Below are 17,722 nucleotides of genomic sequence, written 5' to 3' on the forward strand. Positions count from 1 at the left end.
GACTGCTACGCCAACCCACCGAGATGCCTGGTCAGGAACTTGATCTGGTGGCGCACCGCGGCGTCGAACCATGGCTTCCCGGAATAGATGCCGAAGTGATCGCATGGATAGTGGCGCACTTCTGCCCGGGCCTTGACTGCCGCGTTGGTGGCCGGGTGCGGTGGCGCACCCCGGTCGAAATCGGCGATCTGCATCAGCACCGGACAACGGATGTCGCCGGCATCCCGGTCGGCCCGATAGCCACCGATCTCCGGGCCGATCGCCGCGTCGATGGTGTTCTGCCAGGTGGGGCCCGCGATCGCGAGATAGTCCTGTAGGTAGCCCGGCAGCGTCATGGCGCCGATCTCACCCGGTTCGGCGACGATCGGCATCATCGTCGGCGTCCGACCGGTGCTCCGGCGGACCCGGCTCCACAGCCCCAGCGCGGTCGAGCGGGCGATCGCCGAGGCCGGCACATTCGCGAACGCCAACCGCCCTGCTGCCAGACCGTTCACCAGCGGGGTCATCGAGATGACCGCGGCCAGGTCGTCACGGCCGGCCCCGACGGAAAGCACATGCCCGCCGGACAACGAAACACCCCACAGGACGATCCTGTTGGGATCGACACCGTCGAGCGTTTTCGCGGCCGAGATGGCGGCGCGGTAGTCCTCGAGCTGACCCTCGATCGACACCGTCTGCCGGTCCTCGCCACCCGAGGACCCGAATCCGCGGTAATCGAAGGCGAACACGTCCAGGCCACTGGCCGCGAGTGCCGTGGCAAACGGTTCCAGGCCGGAATCCTTCGTCCCACCGAGTCCGTGTGCCATCACCACTATGGGCGTACCGGCAGGACCCTTGAGGGTGTCGGTGCCTGCCCGGAAATACCAGGCATCACATTCGACGCCGCCGCTGGAGAACGTCCGGGTCAGATGAGGCCCGGAATCCGAACTGCCGGTGCCGGGGGCGGCGGTCTGCGCGGTCATGCGGCCACCGCCCAGTCGGGCGCACCGAGGTCAGCGGCCCGCGCCAGACCCTCCGGCAGCTCCTTGGTCCGCATGTCGTGTTCGTAGATGAAGTAGTCGACCTGCTGGGTGTGCCGTGGACGATCGAGCATGTGGCCGGTGTACTTCTGCTGGTCGCTCACGATCACCTCCTCCATCACCTCGGGTGACGGTAACCGGTATCTACCGGCGACGTAGGCGCCGAGTAGCCGGGACTGACACTCGACAAACGGGAACAGCGTGGGGGTCGATTGCGCGAATCCGATGAAGACCAGGTCGTCGATGCCCGGCTTGAACATGCGCTTGTACAGCGGAATGTGGTTGCCGGGCGCGCTGATGAAGTCTTCGTCGAAGAACGGGAAGGTGATGTTGTACCCGGTGGCATAGACGATGACGTCGAACTCGCCACTGGTTCCGTCCTCGAAATGCACCGTGGCGCCGTCGAGCTCACGAACGTTGGGCCTGGGGATGACATCGCCGGAACCCAACCGCAGCGGAAGTTCCACCGACTGCGTCGGATGTGCTTCGAACAGTTTGTGATTGGGGGTGGGCAACCCGTAGTTCTCCGGCCGTCCCGAGAGCATCGGATGCCCCATCTGCACCAGCTTGCGCTGCCAGGACAGCGGCAGATACGGCGTGGTCTGGTAGTACTTGTCCGCCGGTTTGCCGGCAATGTATTTCGGGACGATCCAGGCGCCTGACCGCGTCGACAATGTCACCTCGTTGCGCAATGTCTTCGACGACAACTCCACCGAGATGTCGGCTGCGCTGTTACCCAATCCGACAACGAGTATCCGTTTGCCGGTCAGCGGCAACGGATCCTGCGGGTCGATGTAGTGATGTGCGTGTATCGACTCACCGGTGAAGGTTCCCGGGAAGTCGGCCTTGCGCGCATCCCAATGATGTCCGTTACCCACCACCAGCAGGTCGAATCTCCGGGTCTGGCCGGCCTGGGTCTGCAACTCCCAGCCCCCGCCGTCGAGCCTGCGGGCGTGGGTGACGCCGTTCTGGAACTCGATGTTGTCCTTGAGGTCGAAGGCGTCGGCGTAACTCTCGAGGTATGACTTGATCTGGGAGTGATGCGGAAAGTCCGGGTAGTCGTCCGGCATCGGGAAGTCCTTGAACGACAGCCGATGTTTGGAGGTGTCGATGTGCAGCGACCGGTAAGCACTGCTGTAACCGTTCGGATTCTTGAACGCCCAGTTGCCGCCGATCCGATCCGAGACCTCGAAGCAGGTGTACGGGATTCCGTAGTCGTTCAATATCTTTCCGGCGGTCAATCCGCTGATGCCTGCGCCGATGACTGCCGTGGTCGGACCCTGCATGAGAGCTCCTGAGAAGATCTGTTGACACATTCTGCAATCTGTTGACCCCGACAGTACACAGATCGGAGAATGTGTCTACCGGTTTTGCTATGTTTGCTCCCGTGACAGATTCCGTCGATGCCCGCAGTGTTCACGATCGGCTCCTCGATGCCGCCGAGGAATGCCTCGCAGCCAAGGGCATTCGGGCGACCACGGTACTCGAGGTCGCCGAGACCGCAGGGGTGTCCAGAGCATGGCTGTACCGGCACTTCTCGGACAAGTCGGCATTGCTCGGCGCCACGATCGTGCGGCTCAACGATGCGTTCTGGGCCGATGCACACCGAACCTTGGCCGGATTGGCCGACTTCGACGCCCAGCTGGCGGCCGGTGTGGCCCACGGTCGCAGCGCCTACGATGCGCCGGGAGCCCTGATCATGAAGCTCCGCCTGAGCGAGCCCGACGAGTTCGCCGCCTGCGCGGGCATCGGGGTCCAGGGTCTGGTGCCCGAGCTGGCCGCCTTCTGGCAGGACTATGTGATCGCCGCCCGCGATCGCGGTGACATCCACCCGGCGACCGACATCGCCGAGGCTTCGGAGTGGGTGGCCCGGGTGCTCATCAATCTGACCACGGTTCCCGGTCCGAGTCTGGACCCCGACGATCAAACCGCGGTGCGGCGCTACTTTCGGCGTTACGTGATGCCGGGGCTACGGGCCGCTCCCGCGCGCTAGTTTCGATCACCACATGATGTCGGGATCGGCGCCGAGGCGTTCGCCGGTGTCGAGCCCGTCGATCTGCGCCATCTGCTCGTCGGTGAGCTCGAAATCGAACACTGCGAAGTTCGATTCGATACGTTCGGGCGCCGCCGATTTCGGGATCACCACCGTGCCGCGCTGCAGGTGCCAGCGCAGCACCACCTGTGCTGCTGTCTTCGACTGGGCGGCAGCAATATCCACGATTTCCGGAATGGAGAGCGTACTCCCCTGCCCCAGCGGTCCCCACGCTTCGGTGACGATACCGAGCGATGCGTGGAACTCTCGTAGTTCGTTCTGTGCCAGTCGCGGGTGCAGCTCGATCTGATTGACGACGGGGACCTCACCTGTTCCTTCGATCAGTTCCTCGAGATGCGCGCGGGTGAAGTTGGAGACCCCGATCGACCGGACCACACCGTCGGCCTTCAATTTCTGGAAGGCCCTAAACGTATCGACGAACTTGCCCTCCTTCGCCAGCGGCCAATGGATCAGGTACATGTCGACGTAGTCGAGACCCAAAGTGCCCAGCGACTTCTCGAACGCCCGCATCGTGGTGTCGTAACCCTGATCGTCGTTCCACAACTTCGTGGTCACGAAGAGTTCTGATCGCGACACCGGCGATGCCCGAACGGCCCGGCCGACGCCGGCCTCGTTTCCGTACATCGCCGCGGTGTCGACGCTGCGGTAGCCACACTCGATTGCGTGCGTGAGCGCCCCCTCGGCGGCGTCGTCGGGCACCTGGTACACCCCGTAGCCGATAGCCGGGATCACGTTGCCGTCCAGCAGGTTCACAGTTGCACCCATGGTGTACTCCTCAGATCTTCGTCGCCGGCCACTGGTCCGATCGCGGACAGTTGGATTACGGCACCGCAGCCTGAACAGAAGACTAAGTTGCTCCCACGCCAGACGTCAATGCGAAACATCATCTTGTAGTACGAGAACCACTGCGTTGGGTGGCAGTGTTACGTCTTCATGAAAAGACTTGGCTCAAGTCGAGTTCGCGTTGACAAGCCAAGGTCAGAGCCGGAATCCTATCTCATAATGCGAGTCATCAACTTGCATACAGAGACGTATAGGACAGGAGCTCCACATGGCGTACGTCATCACCAGCCCCTGCATCGACGAGACAGACAAGTCGTGCATGGAGGAATGCCCTGTCGACTGCATCTACGAGGGCGACCGGATGATGTACATCCACCCCGACGAGTGCGTCGATTGCGGTCGCTGTGAACCGGTCTGCCCGGTGATCTCGATCTTCCACGAGGAGGACGTTCCCGCGGACCGGACCGTGTTCGTCGGGATCAATGAACAGTTCTTCTCAACCATCGGATCCCCCGGCGGTGCCCGGAAAGTCGGCGTCATCGGCAAGGACCACCCGACCGTCGCCGCGTGGGAGGCCACCGAATGACAAGCACGACACCGCCACCGGTCACGGTGGATCTGTTGGTCATCGGAGCCGGACCGGCCGGTCTCTACGGCACGTACTACGCCGGTTTTCGGGGGATGTCCGTTGCGTTGATGGATTCGCTCCCGCAGGTGGGTGGACAGGTGGCCGCGCTCTATCCCGAAAAACAGATCTTCGACATCGCCGGCTTCCCCGCCATCAAGGGCCAGGAACTGATCGACTCCCTGTACACGCAGGCACTACAGAGTGAACCGATCCTGCTCCTGGGTCAGACCGCAGCCAAACTCGAAACCCATCCCGACAGCGTCTCGGTCACCACCGATACCGGAACCAGCGTGCACGCGAAGGCCATTCTCATCACCGGTGGTGTCGGCAGCTTCGAACCGCGCGAGTTGCCGGCGGGCTCGGAGTACCAGGGCCGCGGGCTTCGCTACTTCGTGCCACGCCTGAACGACCTCGCCGGCCACGACGTCGTCATCGTCGGAGGAGGCGACTCGGCCCTCGATTGGGCACTGGGACTGGAGAAGATCGCGGCGTCGGTGACCCTCGTGCACCGCAGGCCGGTGTTCCGCGCCCACGAGCGCAGTATCGCACTGCTCGCGGAGTCGACGGTCACGGTCATGACGCCGTACGAAGTCATGGCCGTCAGCGGCGAAGACGACGTTGCCGAGGTGACCGTAAGGCACACGAAGAGCTCAGAAACCATTGCCTTGCCCGCCAATTCGATTGTCGCGGCTCTCGGTTTCATCGCCGACCTCGGGCCACTCGATTCTTGGGGCCTGGACCAGGACAGGCGCCGCATCGTCGTGGGACGAGACATGCAGACCTCGATCCCCCGAGTTTTCGCAGCCGGGGACATCAGCGAGTATCCGAGCAAGACACGTTTGATGAGTGTCGGTTTCGGTGAGGCGGCGGCCGCGGTCAACAATCTCGCACCGTTGGTCGACGCGAATCTGTCGGTCACGCCGGGACACTCTTCCGACGGCTAGTGTCGCAGCACCTTGGCCGACGACGGCGAGTTGTGGTCACGGTCACCACAACTCGCCGTCGTCAGGAGTTCTCGTCGTCGCCAGTCCTCTACAGGATGAAGCTCAGGCGTGCACCGGGGTCCATCGCCTCGTTCGTCAGCGTCGCCCGCCGCAACGTGAACGCCAGGGCATCGTCGGTCACGAGCAATTCGTGGTCGTAGCGGCCGACATAGTGAAATGCGCCCCCGTCACGGTAGCGATGGATCACGAAGTTGGCGCTCACCTGCAACTTCGCGCCATCACGCCCGAGGATCCGGACGTTGCTCACCAACCGGGTCGTTCGCGAATGTGGGTTTTCGGCGTGCGCCTTTCGGCTCTTGAGGCGTTTGACCCGTGCGTTCAGCAGATCCCAGTCATCGGCGACGAAGTAGCCCGCCTCCTCGGGGCCCAGGCCGCGTGCGTCGGTCGTGGGGACGAGCATCGACGCCCCGGGGACGAACAGGGTCAGCCATTCTTCGAGCCTCCAGTCATCGAGAAGCGCGGCCTCGTCGTAGAAGAACTCCTCGACCTCCCCGCGCGCGACCACCCGGTCACTTCCGGTGGAGACATCCATGTCGATTGCCATAGTCATCATCCGACCTTTCCGCTGACGCCGTCGATCTCGCCCACGCGCTTGCTCCAGTGCCTCCAGAAGCTGCGCATCGCACCTTCATCTATCGATCGTCCGCGCGGACCGCGCAGGTCGTCTCCCATACCGCGGGACATGTCGCTCCAGTCCAGGTCCACCGAGTCGAAGCCGGCGGTGGCCGACACCCCGCGCTGGACCGCTTCATACGCTTCGATGTCGTCCGGCGTTGCCAGCCCGCCCGGACCGACAAAACTGGCCATCGTCTTGAGCCGCAGCGCGCGCACATCGTCCGGTTCACCGTTCTCGACGAACTGCCAGGCGCGGACATCGGTCACCCCGGGTTCCACGGGCTCGAGCTGACGGATCGTCAGCGATTCGAGGTCGAAGAGCAGAAGATTGGGGAATACGAACAGGATTCGCGATGCATTGGCCACGTCGTCGGCGCGCTCGGCACCGAGGCGCCCGGCCATCTCCGCACGCTTGCCCTCGATACGCGCCTTTTCGGCTTCACCGAACCGAGGTTCCCAGATCATGCCGATGCGACCGTTGTGGCCGGTCAGGACCAGTAGTCCATGGCCCTGTCCGAGGTCGTGGGCATATTGGTCGTGATCGGTGACCGCGAACCCGGTCTCGCGCAGGTATCCCACAAATGTGTTGTGGGTCGGCGCGAAATGATAACCGTCCATGGCGTTTTCGACGGCCAGTTTCCAGTTGCCGCGCACGCTGTACTTCTGCACGCCGGGAAGGGTGGTCATCCCGTCCTTGCCGATCGAGGCGGTCATCGTCATGTAATCCGCGGCCGGACCGAGATGCTCGAGCAGGGGCGGGACGCCCGCATCGAAGGCCACGAAGACAAACCCCTCATGGATGTCCAGACGCGGGACCCGCCTCAACGAGAGCGAATCGACGAACTCACTCGCCTCCGGGTAGGCGCCGCTGTCCGGCAGGGCCGCCAGTTCACCGGAATTGCGGAAGGTCCAGGCGTGGTAGAAGCACTGAAAGTTCTTGGTACGTCCTTCGGCTTCCCGACAGAGGATGGTTCCGCGATGGGGGCACGCATTGAGATAGGCCTGCACAACACCGTTCGAGTCCCTGACGAAGATCAGGGGGCGCCCACCCAGTGTGCGGGTCTTGAAGTCACCGGCGACCGGGATCTCGGTCTCGTGACCCAGGTAGAGCCACGTGCGACCCCAGATCTCGTTCCGCTCCCGATTGAAGACCGCGTTCTCGCGGTAGGCACTGCGATGAACCTTGAAGGTCAGGGCCTCCCAATCCTGCGCGATCAGCGAGTTCCCGACGTCCAGACGTTCAGCATCCGGCGCTGCGGGCAGCGTAGTGGTCATGGTGCACTCACATTTCGTTGTGGTTGTTCGCCAGCGAGACATCGTCTCGCACTACGAGATATTCGATCAAGACCGAGATGCCTTGTCAATTCGCCGAAGAGCCGGAAAGCGAGGTTTACGAGCATGTTTCACGGTTGTAACCTTGCAGACCGGCCGCCGGTTCTGATCCGTTGCAACAGCACGGCCGCGACGGCGGCGACGGCGGCGAGGATGCCGAACGCGCAAGTCCACGAGGTGGCCTCGATGACCACACCCATCAACGGCGGCGTGATCGCCATCCCGAGCGCGACGGCGGTGTTCTGCACACCGAGGATCAGTCCGATGTTCTTCGGATCGGCCAGTTCTCCGATGGCCGTGAATGCCAGCCCATTCCAGCTGATCGCCGCGAATCCCGCACAGATCAGCACGATCACCGCGATCGGTCCACCGACGAGTTCTCCGACGACGGCGAGTGCGAACAGCACACTGATCATCACCGCGACCTGTTGCAACGGTGCGATGCGGACACCTCGACGGTCCGAGAGGGCACCGAGTCCGATCCGGGCCGCACCGCCGCCGAGCTGGACGATCGCCAACAGCCCGGCCGCCGCCATCGCCGACATGGCGTGTCCGTCGACCAGGTAGACGACCAGGAACCCCACCACCGTGAGCTGGGGTACGACAAGGAGGAAGGAGACCACACACAGCTGCACGATCGACCGGCGATCGCCGGCGCGGGTCTCGGATCCGTCTGCGTCCGTGGGAACTTCAACCGGTCCGCCCGGGTCACGGACGAACGCCCACACCACGAATGCGCCCGCTGTGCACGCGCCCGCCGCCACCAGCAGAGCGCCGCCGAGTCCCCAGACCTCCGCGGCCGCCGGCAAGGTCACCGCGGCCACGGCAGCACCGAGTGGGATCGCCGTCTGTCGTGCCCCCATCGCCAGACCACGTTCCGAGCGCGGGAACCACAGGATGACCGCACGTCCACTGGCCGCGTTGACGCTCGCGCAGGCCGCGCCCGCGAGAACCATCGACACCATCAACGCCCACACCGTTGTCGACACAGCGGCACAGACCAGGGCCACCGCGCTGAGAAAGAGGCCGATCGTCATCACCAGCCGCTCACCGATCCGATCGGCGAGCAGCCCCCAGGGCACGAGGAACAGCAGTAGTCCGATCGTGCCGGCCGCCAACACGAACCCGAGTTCGGTCAGCGACAGCGAGAATCGCGAACGCAGGGTCGGCGACAAACTGGGCATGCCCTGCAACACCGACGCCGCCGATGCCTGCGCAAAGACCCCGGCCGCCAGGACAACCCACCGATATCGGCGGGCCGGGCGCTCACCGGGCCCCGGCACCAGCGCCTGCTCTTCCATGTGCGTCATACCGGGGCGTTCTCCGCCCACCTCATGAATCATCGTGCACTGCGTGCTACTCCTCGTTGAGTGACGTCAGGGCCGGCCCCGCCAAGGGCCGGCCCTGCGCATCTAGACGATGCCTCGAACAAACGGCTTGCCCAGCGCTCTCGGTTCTCGTAGCGCACCGCTGATCACCACCATCGCAACCAGCGCGAGCACATACGGCGCCGCGATCAGCATCTGGGAGTTGAGCTCGAAGCCCAACGCGGGCAACGCCAGCCGAAGCGCATCGGCGAGTCCGAACAGCAGACATCCGAGCAACGTGCGGCGTAGACGCCACGCCCCGAAGATGACGGCGGCAAGAACGATGAAGCCGCGGCCCCCGGTCATGTTCGCGTTGAACGAACCGACTTCACCGACGGCCAGATATGCCCCGCCCAGGCCCGAGCAGAGTCCACACCACAGCAATGCCTGCCTGCGCAGCTTGTTCACGTCCAGACCGGTCGCGTCAGCGGCCTGCGGGTTGTCACCGATGGCACGAAGATTGAGGCCCCAGCGGCTGCGTTCGACCAACCACCAGGTCAGCGGGATCAGCAGAACCAGCAGATACATCGGCCAGCGTTCGACGAACAGCGCCTGTCCGATCACCGGTATGTCCCGCAGGACCGGAATGCTCATCAGGGACACCTGATGATTGGAGAAGTCGGCCAGGGAGATCAGGTAGGTGGTCAGACCGAGTACGAGTGTGTTGAGCACCAGGCCGACCACAAAGGTGTTGACGTCCAGGCGATGTGACAGATTTCCGTGGATCAGGCCGACTATCATGCCGATGACCGCTCCGAACACCAGACCGATGGTGGCGCTGCCTGTTTCGCTTGCGATCGCAATGGACGAGAACGCCCCGGCCAGCATCATCGACTCGACCGAGATGTTCTGGGTGCCGGCACGTTCGGCCAGGTACTCACCGCAGGCCGCGAAGGCCAGTGGCGCGGTGAGCCGCATCGCGCTGGACAGGATGATTCCGATGTCGTCGGGGCTCATGACGCTTGCTGCGCTTTCTTCGACAGTTGATTGCCGGCGAACGTCAGCGCCGGCGCGATGACGCACGCCAGCACCAGCAACGATTGCACGACGTTCACCAGGTAGATGGGCACACCGGTCGCAGACAGGAACGCCGACCCGGTTCGCAAGGCGCCGAACACGATTGCCACCGGGATCGCGACCATCGGCCGATTCCGGGCGATCAGCGCGATCAGCATGCCATCCCAGCCGACGTTGTTGGCCACCGCGGGCTGGAGCCGGAACACCGAACTCTCGACCACAACAGCGCCGGCGAGTCCGGCGCAGGCACCGGAGATCATCAGCGCGACCGCGCCGGCGAGGGCCACCCGAACTCCGGCATGCTGTGCGGTCAACGGGTTCAGGCCCACGATGCCCATCGAGAAACCCCAGCGGCTGCGGGCCAGTACCACCGCGATGATCACGGCGAGGACGAGACCGATGAACAGTCCGGCGTTGAGGCTCAGATCGGGATACTGCCCGACAGCGGGCAAGCGGTAGTCGGCGGGCAACAGTGCCGATTGGTTTGCACCCGTGCTCGAGGCGTCGGTCTTCGGTTCCTGCAACAGCCACGGAACACTGACCACATAGCTCACGACCTGGACCGCGATGAACGACATCAACAATGTGCTGACAACGATGTTCACACCACGGACGCGGTGCAGCAGCGAGCTGACGCCGGCCCACAGTCCGCCGAAGATCGCCCCGACCACGATGCTCACCGTGATGACCAGCATCGGTGGACCGGACATACGGAGCCCGATGAACATCGCCAGCATGGCGCCGATCAGCACCTGCCCTTCCTGACCGATGTTGAAGGCGCCGGCCCGGTTACAGACACAGGCACCCACCGCCACGATCAGCAGTGGCGCCGCGGAGAGAAGTGTTTGCGACCACGAGGCGGCATCGGACATGCTGCCCTCGAAGAGCGCAGACGCCACTGCGCTGGGCGAACCGCCGGTCGCCGCGACGAGGATGGTCGACAACAACAGCGCCACCGCGAGCGCCAGGATCGTCAGCCACGCCTGCGCGAGCGCGCCGGGTCCCGGTGCAATCCGGATCACCGCCGCCCGGAGCTTCTCCGACGGGGGCCGGGACCGCGGCGGTGGCGGTGCCGGCTCCTTGTCCAGGATCGAAGTGGTGCTCATGCCGCTTCCTCACCGCCCAAGAGCATTCCGAGCCGCTCGGCAGTGGCATCGGGGGTGCGGACGACGCCGGCGATCCGGCCATCGGAGATCACCGCGATGCGGGAGCACAGAGCGGTCACCTCTTCGAGTTCGGTACTGATCAGCAACACCGCGACTCCCTGCTCCGCAGCCTTGCGCAGATGCATGTACATGTCCTCGATCGCACCGATATCGAGTCCGTGCGTCGGCTGCGCCGCGACGAGAACCGTCGGTCCGGCCGCCAGTTCCCGCGCCAGGACCACCCGTTGCTGGTTGCCGCCGGAAAGGTGACGAACCGGCGTGTCGATCGACGGGGTGGAGATCCGGTGACGCGCGACCAGTTCCTCGGCGCGCTTTCGGATCGCTTTGCGCTGCAGCCACCCCCGCTTCGACAACGTGTCGAGATCCTTGAACACCAAATTGTCGGCGACACTGAGATCCAGGACAACGCCACAGCGGTGTCGATCCTCGGGTATGACCCCGACCCCGGCCTTGCGCAGTGCGCCCGGCTTCGACATCGACACGGGGTGTCCGGCCACCCTGACCTCGCCGTCCACCGAGGGAACCAGGCCACACAGCACGTCACCGAGCTCTGCCTGACCGTTGCCCTCGACACCGTAGAGCCCGACGATCTCACCTCTGCGAAGTTGTAGTGACACACGGTCGAGCACGGACCGGCCGTCGGCGTTCTTCATGGTCAGGCCATCGATCTCCAACGCCGCAGGTTCCGAATCGGAATCCGGGACATCTGAGGCGGTGACCCCGAGGGACCGGGTGGCCACACCGTCGAGTGCGACGCCGAGTGCCGGGGCCGCGTGGTCGAGTGAGACCTCCCGCCCGACCATCTGCCGGGCCAGGATCTGCGGGGTCGTGTCAGCGGTGGCGGCACGGAAGACCACCCTGCCCTTGCGCAACACGGTGACCCGATCCGTTGCGGCCGAGATCTCCGCCAGCTTGTGACTGATCAGCACCACGGCCCGGTTCTCGGTGGAGACCACCGCCCGCAGAACCTCGAACAGCTCGGCGGACTCGGCGGCGGTGAGCACCGAAGTCGGCTCGTCCAGGATCAGGATCTGCGGGTCCCGACGCAAACACTTGACGATCTCGACCCGTTGGCGTTGCCCGGCCGACAACTCGCCGACCACGGCCAGCGGATCGATCGGGAGGCCGTACCGGCTCGAGACCGCTTCGACCTCACTGCACGCGCGGTCCCGGTCGATCGCACCGCGTTCACCCAAAACCGTGTTCTCCCAGACGGTCAGCGCATCGATCAGGCTGAAGTGCTGATGCACCATGCCGATTCCGAGTTGCAGGGCGTCGTAGGGCGACCGTATCTCGACCCGCTTGCCGCTGCGCATGATCGTCCCGTCGTCGGGTTGCACGAGCCCGAGCAGCACCTTCATCAACGTCGACTTGCCGGCACCGTTCTCGCCGAGCAGTCCGTGGATCTCACCTGATCGTGCCGACAGGTCGATGGCGTCACAGGCCAGCACCGAGCCGTAGGCCTTCGTTATCCCGCGGGCAGCCAGTGCCGGCGGCGGAGATCCGACCTCGAAAACCTCAGAGAGCGGCCCACTTTCGACCACCGGAGCGAGCGGGGTCCGATCCCCTGCCGCCCGCACCTGCTCACCGGCCATGGTCTACACGCCCGACTTCGCGATGACGTCGTCCGGCACGATCTCACCGGAGCCGATCTTCTCGATGAAGGTCGCCAGCTCAGCGTTCTGGGCTTCGGTGCCGTTGCACAACTTCACGGTCGGAACGGAGTCCTTGCCCATGCGCCATTCACGCACCTCGCCCATCTTGAGCTCGCCGTTCTTGAACTTCTCCAGCGCCGCAGCAAAATACGCACCCGGATCGAAGATCACCGACACACCCCACTTGATGGCCGGCTCGCCGCAGCGATCGGTACCCGGGGTCGACAGGATGAGGCCGGCCTGGGTTCCGAGCTCACCGACGCTATCCGTCGCTCCACCCAGATACGGGTAGAGAGCCTCGACGCCCTGGCTGATCTGTGCCTGAGCAGCTTCGCGCGCTTTCGCGGAGTCGTTGAAATCACCGGTGTAGGTGGTCGCGAGAGTCGCATTCGGGATCAGCTGCTTGATCCCCACCTCGAATGCCTTGGCCGCCATCACCGAGAAGTCGAGTTCGGGCCCGGAGATGTAGCCCGCCTTGGTCGCGTTCCGCTCACGCATCAGGATGCCGTTTGCGTAACCGGCGGCGAGCATGGCCTCATTGACGAAGTCCTTCGACACGGTCACGTTGGGTGTCGGCTCGATCCCGGTGCCCGCCGGCGAATACCAGTTGGTGTTGGCACAGACCGGTTCCTCCGCGGCAGGCAGCGCGTCCTTGAGTTCCTGAGCCGCGATCGCGATGAGGTCGACGTTCTGCCGGCACAGGTTGCGAGCCTGTTCGAGCACCGCTGCCGGATTGACCGAGCCGACCTTGATCAGCGTCCAGTCATTCGCGTCGACGACCTTCTGGGCGTTCGTCACGAATGTCTCGTAGTACCCGTTGTCGTTCAGGTCTCCCGGACTGAGCACGCCGACAACAACTTTGCCGTCGCCGTTCACGTCGGGCTGGGAACCCGAGGTCGATTGTGCGGCGCCGCTCCCACCGGTGTCACTGTTGCCGCGGTCCGAGCAGGCGGTGAGTGCGGCCAGCGCGACGCACGCGACCGCCGCGGTCTTGATGATGCGCGATTTTGACATGTTCAATCCCTCCAAGGGAGTGAGATGGATCAGGAATATGAAGTGCGGATCACAGGTCCGCGTAGGCAATCCGATCTTGCTGGAAGATCGCGCCACCTTCGGCCCGGACGAAATGGGGGAAGCCCATCCGGCCGACCGGTGCGACGCGGGTGGGATCGATGCGATCCGGCTCGAGAAGTATCGATTCGTCGACGGTGATGGAGACGACCTCCGCGAGCACGATGTGCACCCCCGAGAACCGAATCTCCGGCTCGCCCCGATCGATCACCTCGAGCACCCGACACTCGAGGTTCGCCGGGCTGTCGACGAGGGACGGAACGGCAACAACCTGTGAATCGGTTGTCCCCCACCCGCTGATGTCCAACTCCGACACATCGGTTGGGTATTCGCGTGCCACTGCCTCGATGTGATCGGCCATTGCGCCGCCGGTCACGTTGACGACGAACTCTCCGGTCCGTTCGATGTTGGCCCACGTGTCCTTCGGTCCGTCCGTTGCCTCGCGGAGGGTGCCGATCGTGATGGCGATCGTCGGCGGCTCTCCGCACACCGGCATGTAGTAGCTGTACGGTGCGACATTGACGGTCCCGTCGGCGCCGACCGTGGTGATCATGGCGATCGGCCGCGGGATGATCAGATGCGAGAGCAAGCCCTGCTTCTGCGCCGGCGTTCGACCGGCCAGATCGACGACCTGCCGGGTGGACGAGCGACTGCTCGTGGATGAGGAGGCGTTCACAGAGTTTGTCCTTTGACTCAATACGGGATGGCATACCGCTTTATGAGATGGTTTCCCGGTTTCCCAGCTGTGTCAATCGCCAGGGGACCCCGATCCGAAGACGAAACACAGTATTAAGGGATGTAATGAGCCAGTAACGAAAAGTGCTGCTAGAAAGGCAAATATGCGGTTCGAAGGTCGACGTCCACAAGAAGGGACCACCCGATGGCGATGCATCGGGTGGCCCTTCCCAGATCAAATGCGTCTCTTATGACAAGACGCTGCACTACCCGCTGCGGAGCAGGTTGGCGCGCAACGTCGTTCCCGGGTAGTCGGGCGGGCGGAGTCCCCGCGACCGCAACTCCGGAACGAGATGATCGACCACGTCGCCGACGGCCCCCGGCGTCCGAAGTGGGTTCGAGATCATGAAACCGCCGAGCGAACCCGTCGCCTCGAACTGCCCTTCCATCTCGTCGGCGACGTCGGCAGCCGTGCCGGCGATGGTCTGGTCGTACCCGGTCGAGTAGCGCCAGCCCTCATCGAAGAAATCCTTTCTGCCAAAACGGGTCTCGGAACCGTGGTCGGATATCAACCGGTCCACGAAGCCCGACTGCGTGCCCTGCGCGTCGACGATCGATTGCCGCAGTTCACCGAGCACAAAGGACTCCGGCAACACCGAGAAGTCGAAACCGGTGTTGTAAGAGAGATAGGCGCCGACGCCTTCCATGGGAAGCATTCCGAGCAGTTCTTCCCGCCGCGCGATCGCCTCACTCCTGCTCGCACCGAGGACCACCTGGATCGCCCACAGGATGCCCACCGATGCAGGCTCCCGCCCCGCCTTGATCAGGGCCTTGTCCAGTTCCGACCGGTGCCGCCGCTGCGAGTCGATGTGCCCGCCGGAGCCGAAGACCACGTCGGCGAACGCGGCCGATGCCGCGATCCCCCGGGGCGACGAACCGGCCTGTACCAGAACAGGTCTGCCCTGGGGACTGGGCACACACGGCAGTGGCCCACGCACCTTGAAATGTTTGCCGTCGTGATCGAGGCGGTGGACCTTGGCCGGGTCGGCGAACACCCGACTCTGGCGATCACGCACGATCGCGGCCGGTTCGACCGAGTCCCACAATCGTTGACAGACGTCGACGAACTCTTCCATCCGCTCATACCGGGTGCCGTGATCCATCAGCGTGTCGAACCCATAGTTCGCCGCATCCGAGGTCCGGGCCGACGCCACGACATTGAAGGCCATCCGCCCACCGGTCACATGATCGAGCGAATTGAGCAGCCGCGCAAGGTAGAACGGGTGCATGTACGTCGACGAGTAGGTCAGACCGAACCCGATCCGGGACGTCACCTGACCGAGCGCGGCGATGATCGGCGACATATCGTGGCGTGGCCACGAGATCCCCCACCGGATCGCGGCGTCGGCCGAACCCTCCCAGGTGTCCGGGATCCCCACCCCGTCACCGAAGAACAGCATGTCGATGCCGCCGCGTTCAGCGGTCCTGGCCAACTCCGTGAACATGGCGACGTCCGGATATTCGGTCCCGACCCAGGAACCCGGAACCGCCCAGCGACCCTCGGTGTGGGTGAACGACAGATCGAAAGACAGTGCCATCTGCGCCGGCTCGGTCATCTTCACCGCGATCCCGCAGCGACGGATGAACCCATCGCATCCACGGCCTCGGCCGTGGAGGTCTTCTTCGCCGCATGCAGAGTCAACGCGGTGACCGCTCCCTCATGCGTCGACGCCTCGTAACTGGCCGTCGCGTCCTCGACCAGAACGACGTGATATCCGAGTTGCGCGGCGTCGAAAACTGTAGCCAGAACACAACATTCGGTCGTCAGACCGGCAACCAACAACCACTGCACCCCGGATTCGCCCAACCGGGCGTGCAGGTCCGTCCCGAAAAATGAGCTGTAGCGTTGCTTGGCGATCTGCATCTCGCCGACGGCTGGTTGCAGGGAATAGATCTCGGTCCCCGGTGTCCCGGCAACACACGGCTCCTCCGGACCGGGCCACTGGCCCGGTTCGATGTCGCGCAGCCACAACGAGGCCTCCCAGGGATCTTCACGACGCTGCACCAGGGAAACCCAGATCACCGGCAGGCCGGCAGCCCTGCTCGCCGTCACGAGTGCCGCCGTTCGCTCGACCGCTGCGGCGACCGCCGCACGGCCTTGTTCGCCGACCCAGTCGAGGACCGCCGGATCGGCGAAGGAGTTCTGCACGTCGATCACCAGTAGTGCGCCGGCGGCGAGCGGCCCCGGCAGTGCGGTCACGTCGTGACCTTGTTCAGTGCCGGGAGAACGGCCTGCGCGAACGCGTTCATGTCGGGCACGTAGTCCGGGAAGATCAACATCAGGCCGTCGAGTTCGGCGTGGTCGACCATCTCGTGGATCTTCTCGGTGACGGTCGACGCCGACCCCGCGATGACCTCGGTCTGAAATCCGCTCTGCTCCGACGCTTTCGCACCCGGCGCGTCGTTCTTGTCAGGTGGCATACCGTACGCGATCGCCATGTTGCGCAGCGCTTCTTGATCCACCCCGGCGCCGTACACCTCGATCCGGCGCGCCGCGTCGGCATCGGTATCACCCATCACGATCGTCGCCATCGCGTAGGTGCGAAGGCTCCGTCCGTGGTCGGCCGCGGCGGCTTTGGCCTCACGGCTCACCTTCCGCAGGCCGTCGAGTTCATGCGCAGACAGGAATGATGCGTCGCAGTATTTCGCTTGGAACTGCAGTCCCACCGGTGATCGCCCGGCCGAGATCAGTGTGGGTGTCGTCGCCGGGTGGGGCCGCGACGAGCAGGCGTTCATGTCGAAGAACTCACCGTGATGGGTGACTTCATCCTGGCTCCACAACGCCAGCAACACCTGCACCCATTCTTCCGAATAGCGGTAGCGCGCCGCGTGATCGAGCTCTTCGGGCCACATACCCATCTGTGCGAACTCCGCCGAGAAGGAGCCGACCACGATGTTCATGCCACAACGGCCACCGCTGATCTGGTCGAGTGTGGTGAACATCTTCGCCACGAGCGCCGGATTGAACAGAATCGTGTGCACCGTCGACCAGATCTTGACCCGCTCGGTGGCCTCGGCCAGACCCGACATCATCGTCATCGACTCGAGGGTCCTGCCCCAATGATCGGTCCGGCCACCGTATCCGCGCCATTTTCCCTGCGACATGATGAAGTCGAAGCCCAGCCGGTCGGCAGCGACGGCGACCTCGCGGTTGTAGTCGTAGGTGGCCTCGATGCGTGGCGCGGTGTCGGAGACGATCCAGCCGCCGTTGCTGATGGGCAGAAATATGCCGTACTCGTGTTGATTCACGTTCATTCAGACTTTCTCTACTGAAGTT

17 protein-coding genes are annotated in these 17,722 nt (G+C 64.2%); 3 read left to right on the forward strand and 14 right to left on the reverse strand.

Annotation, left to right across the window (positions count from 1 at the left end):
• Positions 1-5 precede the first annotated feature (5 nt).
• Both AC51GT_RS12265 and AC51GT_RS12270 read right to left on the reverse strand, forming a co-directional pair.
• The gene (locus AC51GT_RS12265) at positions 6-962 is read right to left on the reverse strand and encodes an alpha/beta hydrolase (protein WP_496328921.1); all 957 of its coding nucleotides are present in this window, start codon (positions 960-962) and stop codon (positions 6-8) included.
• The gene (locus tag AC51GT_RS12270) at positions 959-2,305 is read right to left on the reverse strand and encodes a flavin-containing monooxygenase (RefSeq protein WP_496328922.1); all 1,347 of its coding nucleotides are present in this window, start codon (positions 2,303-2,305) and stop codon (positions 959-961) included. The genes AC51GT_RS12265 and AC51GT_RS12270 overlap by 4 nt, the downstream gene beginning before the upstream one ends.
• A 101-nt stretch (positions 2,306-2,406) precedes the next feature.
• Between AC51GT_RS12270 and AC51GT_RS12275 the strand changes: the two genes are divergently transcribed.
• Complete coding sequence (locus AC51GT_RS12275) at positions 2,407-3,012, forward strand: TetR/AcrR family transcriptional regulator (RefSeq protein ID WP_496323198.1); 606 nt, start codon at positions 2,407-2,409, stop codon at positions 3,010-3,012.
• 6 nt (positions 3,013-3,018) lie between these two features.
• Here the strand turns inward: AC51GT_RS12275 and AC51GT_RS12280 are convergent, their stop codons facing one another.
• Positions 3,019-3,837 carry an aldo/keto reductase gene (locus tag AC51GT_RS12280; RefSeq protein WP_496328923.1) on the reverse strand — a complete coding sequence of 273 codons (819 nt, stop codon included), beginning with the start codon at positions 3,835-3,837 and terminating at the stop codon, positions 3,019-3,021.
• Between the two features lie 286 nt (positions 3,838-4,123).
• Here AC51GT_RS12280 and fdxA point away from each other — a divergent pair, with 286 nt between their 5' ends.
• Entirely contained in the window at positions 4,124-4,441 is a 318-nt protein-coding gene (gene fdxA, locus AC51GT_RS12285) for a ferredoxin (protein ID WP_496328924.1), read from the forward strand.
• Entirely contained in the window at positions 4,438-5,427 is a 990-nt protein-coding gene (locus tag AC51GT_RS12290) for an NAD(P)/FAD-dependent oxidoreductase (protein ID WP_496328925.1), read from the forward strand. Before fdxA ends, AC51GT_RS12290 begins: the two co-directional genes overlap by 4 nt.
• A gap of 88 nt (positions 5,428-5,515) precedes the next feature.
• On the opposite strand, the gene AC51GT_RS12295 is transcribed toward AC51GT_RS12290, so the two are convergent.
• The 11 genes from AC51GT_RS12295 to AC51GT_RS12345 form a co-directional block, all read right to left on the reverse strand.
• Positions 5,516-6,037 (reverse strand): aromatic-ring-hydroxylating dioxygenase subunit beta, encoded by a 522-nt coding sequence (locus AC51GT_RS12295; RefSeq protein WP_496328926.1) that lies wholly within the window; start codon positions 6,035-6,037, stop codon positions 5,516-5,518.
• On the reverse strand, positions 6,037-7,377 hold the full coding sequence (locus AC51GT_RS12300) for an aromatic ring-hydroxylating oxygenase subunit alpha (RefSeq protein WP_496323193.1): 1,341 nt from the start codon (positions 7,375-7,377) through the stop codon (positions 6,037-6,039). Before AC51GT_RS12300 ends, AC51GT_RS12295 begins: the two co-directional genes overlap by 1 nt.
• 128 nt (positions 7,378-7,505) lie before the next feature.
• Complete coding sequence (locus AC51GT_RS12305; RefSeq protein ID WP_496328927.1) at positions 7,506-8,777, reverse strand: MFS transporter; 1,272 nt, start codon at positions 8,775-8,777, stop codon at positions 7,506-7,508.
• Positions 8,778-8,846: 69 nt separating this feature from the next.
• Positions 8,847-9,758 (reverse strand): ABC transporter permease, encoded by a 912-nt coding sequence (locus AC51GT_RS12310; protein WP_496323191.1) that lies wholly within the window; start codon positions 9,756-9,758, stop codon positions 8,847-8,849.
• Positions 9,755-10,924, reverse strand: a complete 1,170-nt coding sequence (locus tag AC51GT_RS12315) for an ABC transporter permease (RefSeq protein WP_496328928.1) — start codon at positions 10,922-10,924, stop codon at positions 9,755-9,757. Before AC51GT_RS12315 ends, AC51GT_RS12310 begins: the two co-directional genes overlap by 4 nt.
• Entirely contained in the window at positions 10,921-12,579 is a 1,659-nt protein-coding gene (locus AC51GT_RS12320) for an ABC transporter ATP-binding protein (protein ID WP_496328929.1), read from the reverse strand. Before AC51GT_RS12320 ends, AC51GT_RS12315 begins: the two co-directional genes overlap by 4 nt.
• Before the next feature lie 3 nt (positions 12,580-12,582).
• Positions 12,583-13,653 (reverse strand): BMP family ABC transporter substrate-binding protein, encoded by a 1,071-nt coding sequence (locus AC51GT_RS12325; protein WP_496328930.1) that lies wholly within the window; start codon positions 13,651-13,653, stop codon positions 12,583-12,585.
• 49 nt (positions 13,654-13,702) lie between these two features.
• Positions 13,703-14,386: a flavin reductase family protein gene (locus AC51GT_RS12330; protein WP_496328931.1), complete on the reverse strand. Its 684-nt coding sequence runs from the start codon at positions 14,384-14,386 to the stop codon at positions 13,703-13,705.
• Between the two features lie 265 nt (positions 14,387-14,651).
• Positions 14,652-16,001 carry an NtaA/DmoA family FMN-dependent monooxygenase gene (locus tag AC51GT_RS12335; protein WP_496328932.1) on the reverse strand — a complete coding sequence of 450 codons (1,350 nt, stop codon included), beginning with the start codon at positions 15,999-16,001 and terminating at the stop codon, positions 14,652-14,654.
• 2 nt (positions 16,002-16,003) lie between these two features.
• Positions 16,004-16,645 carry a cysteine hydrolase family protein gene (locus AC51GT_RS12340; RefSeq protein WP_496328933.1) on the reverse strand — a complete coding sequence of 214 codons (642 nt, stop codon included), beginning with the start codon at positions 16,643-16,645 and terminating at the stop codon, positions 16,004-16,006.
• Positions 16,642-17,700 (reverse strand): LLM class flavin-dependent oxidoreductase, encoded by a 1,059-nt coding sequence (locus AC51GT_RS12345; protein ID WP_496323184.1) that lies wholly within the window; start codon positions 17,698-17,700, stop codon positions 16,642-16,644. Before AC51GT_RS12345 ends, AC51GT_RS12340 begins: the two co-directional genes overlap by 4 nt.
• Positions 17,701-17,722: the final 22 nt, after the last annotated feature.

This window comes from Williamsia sp. z34, assembly GCF_059553395.1.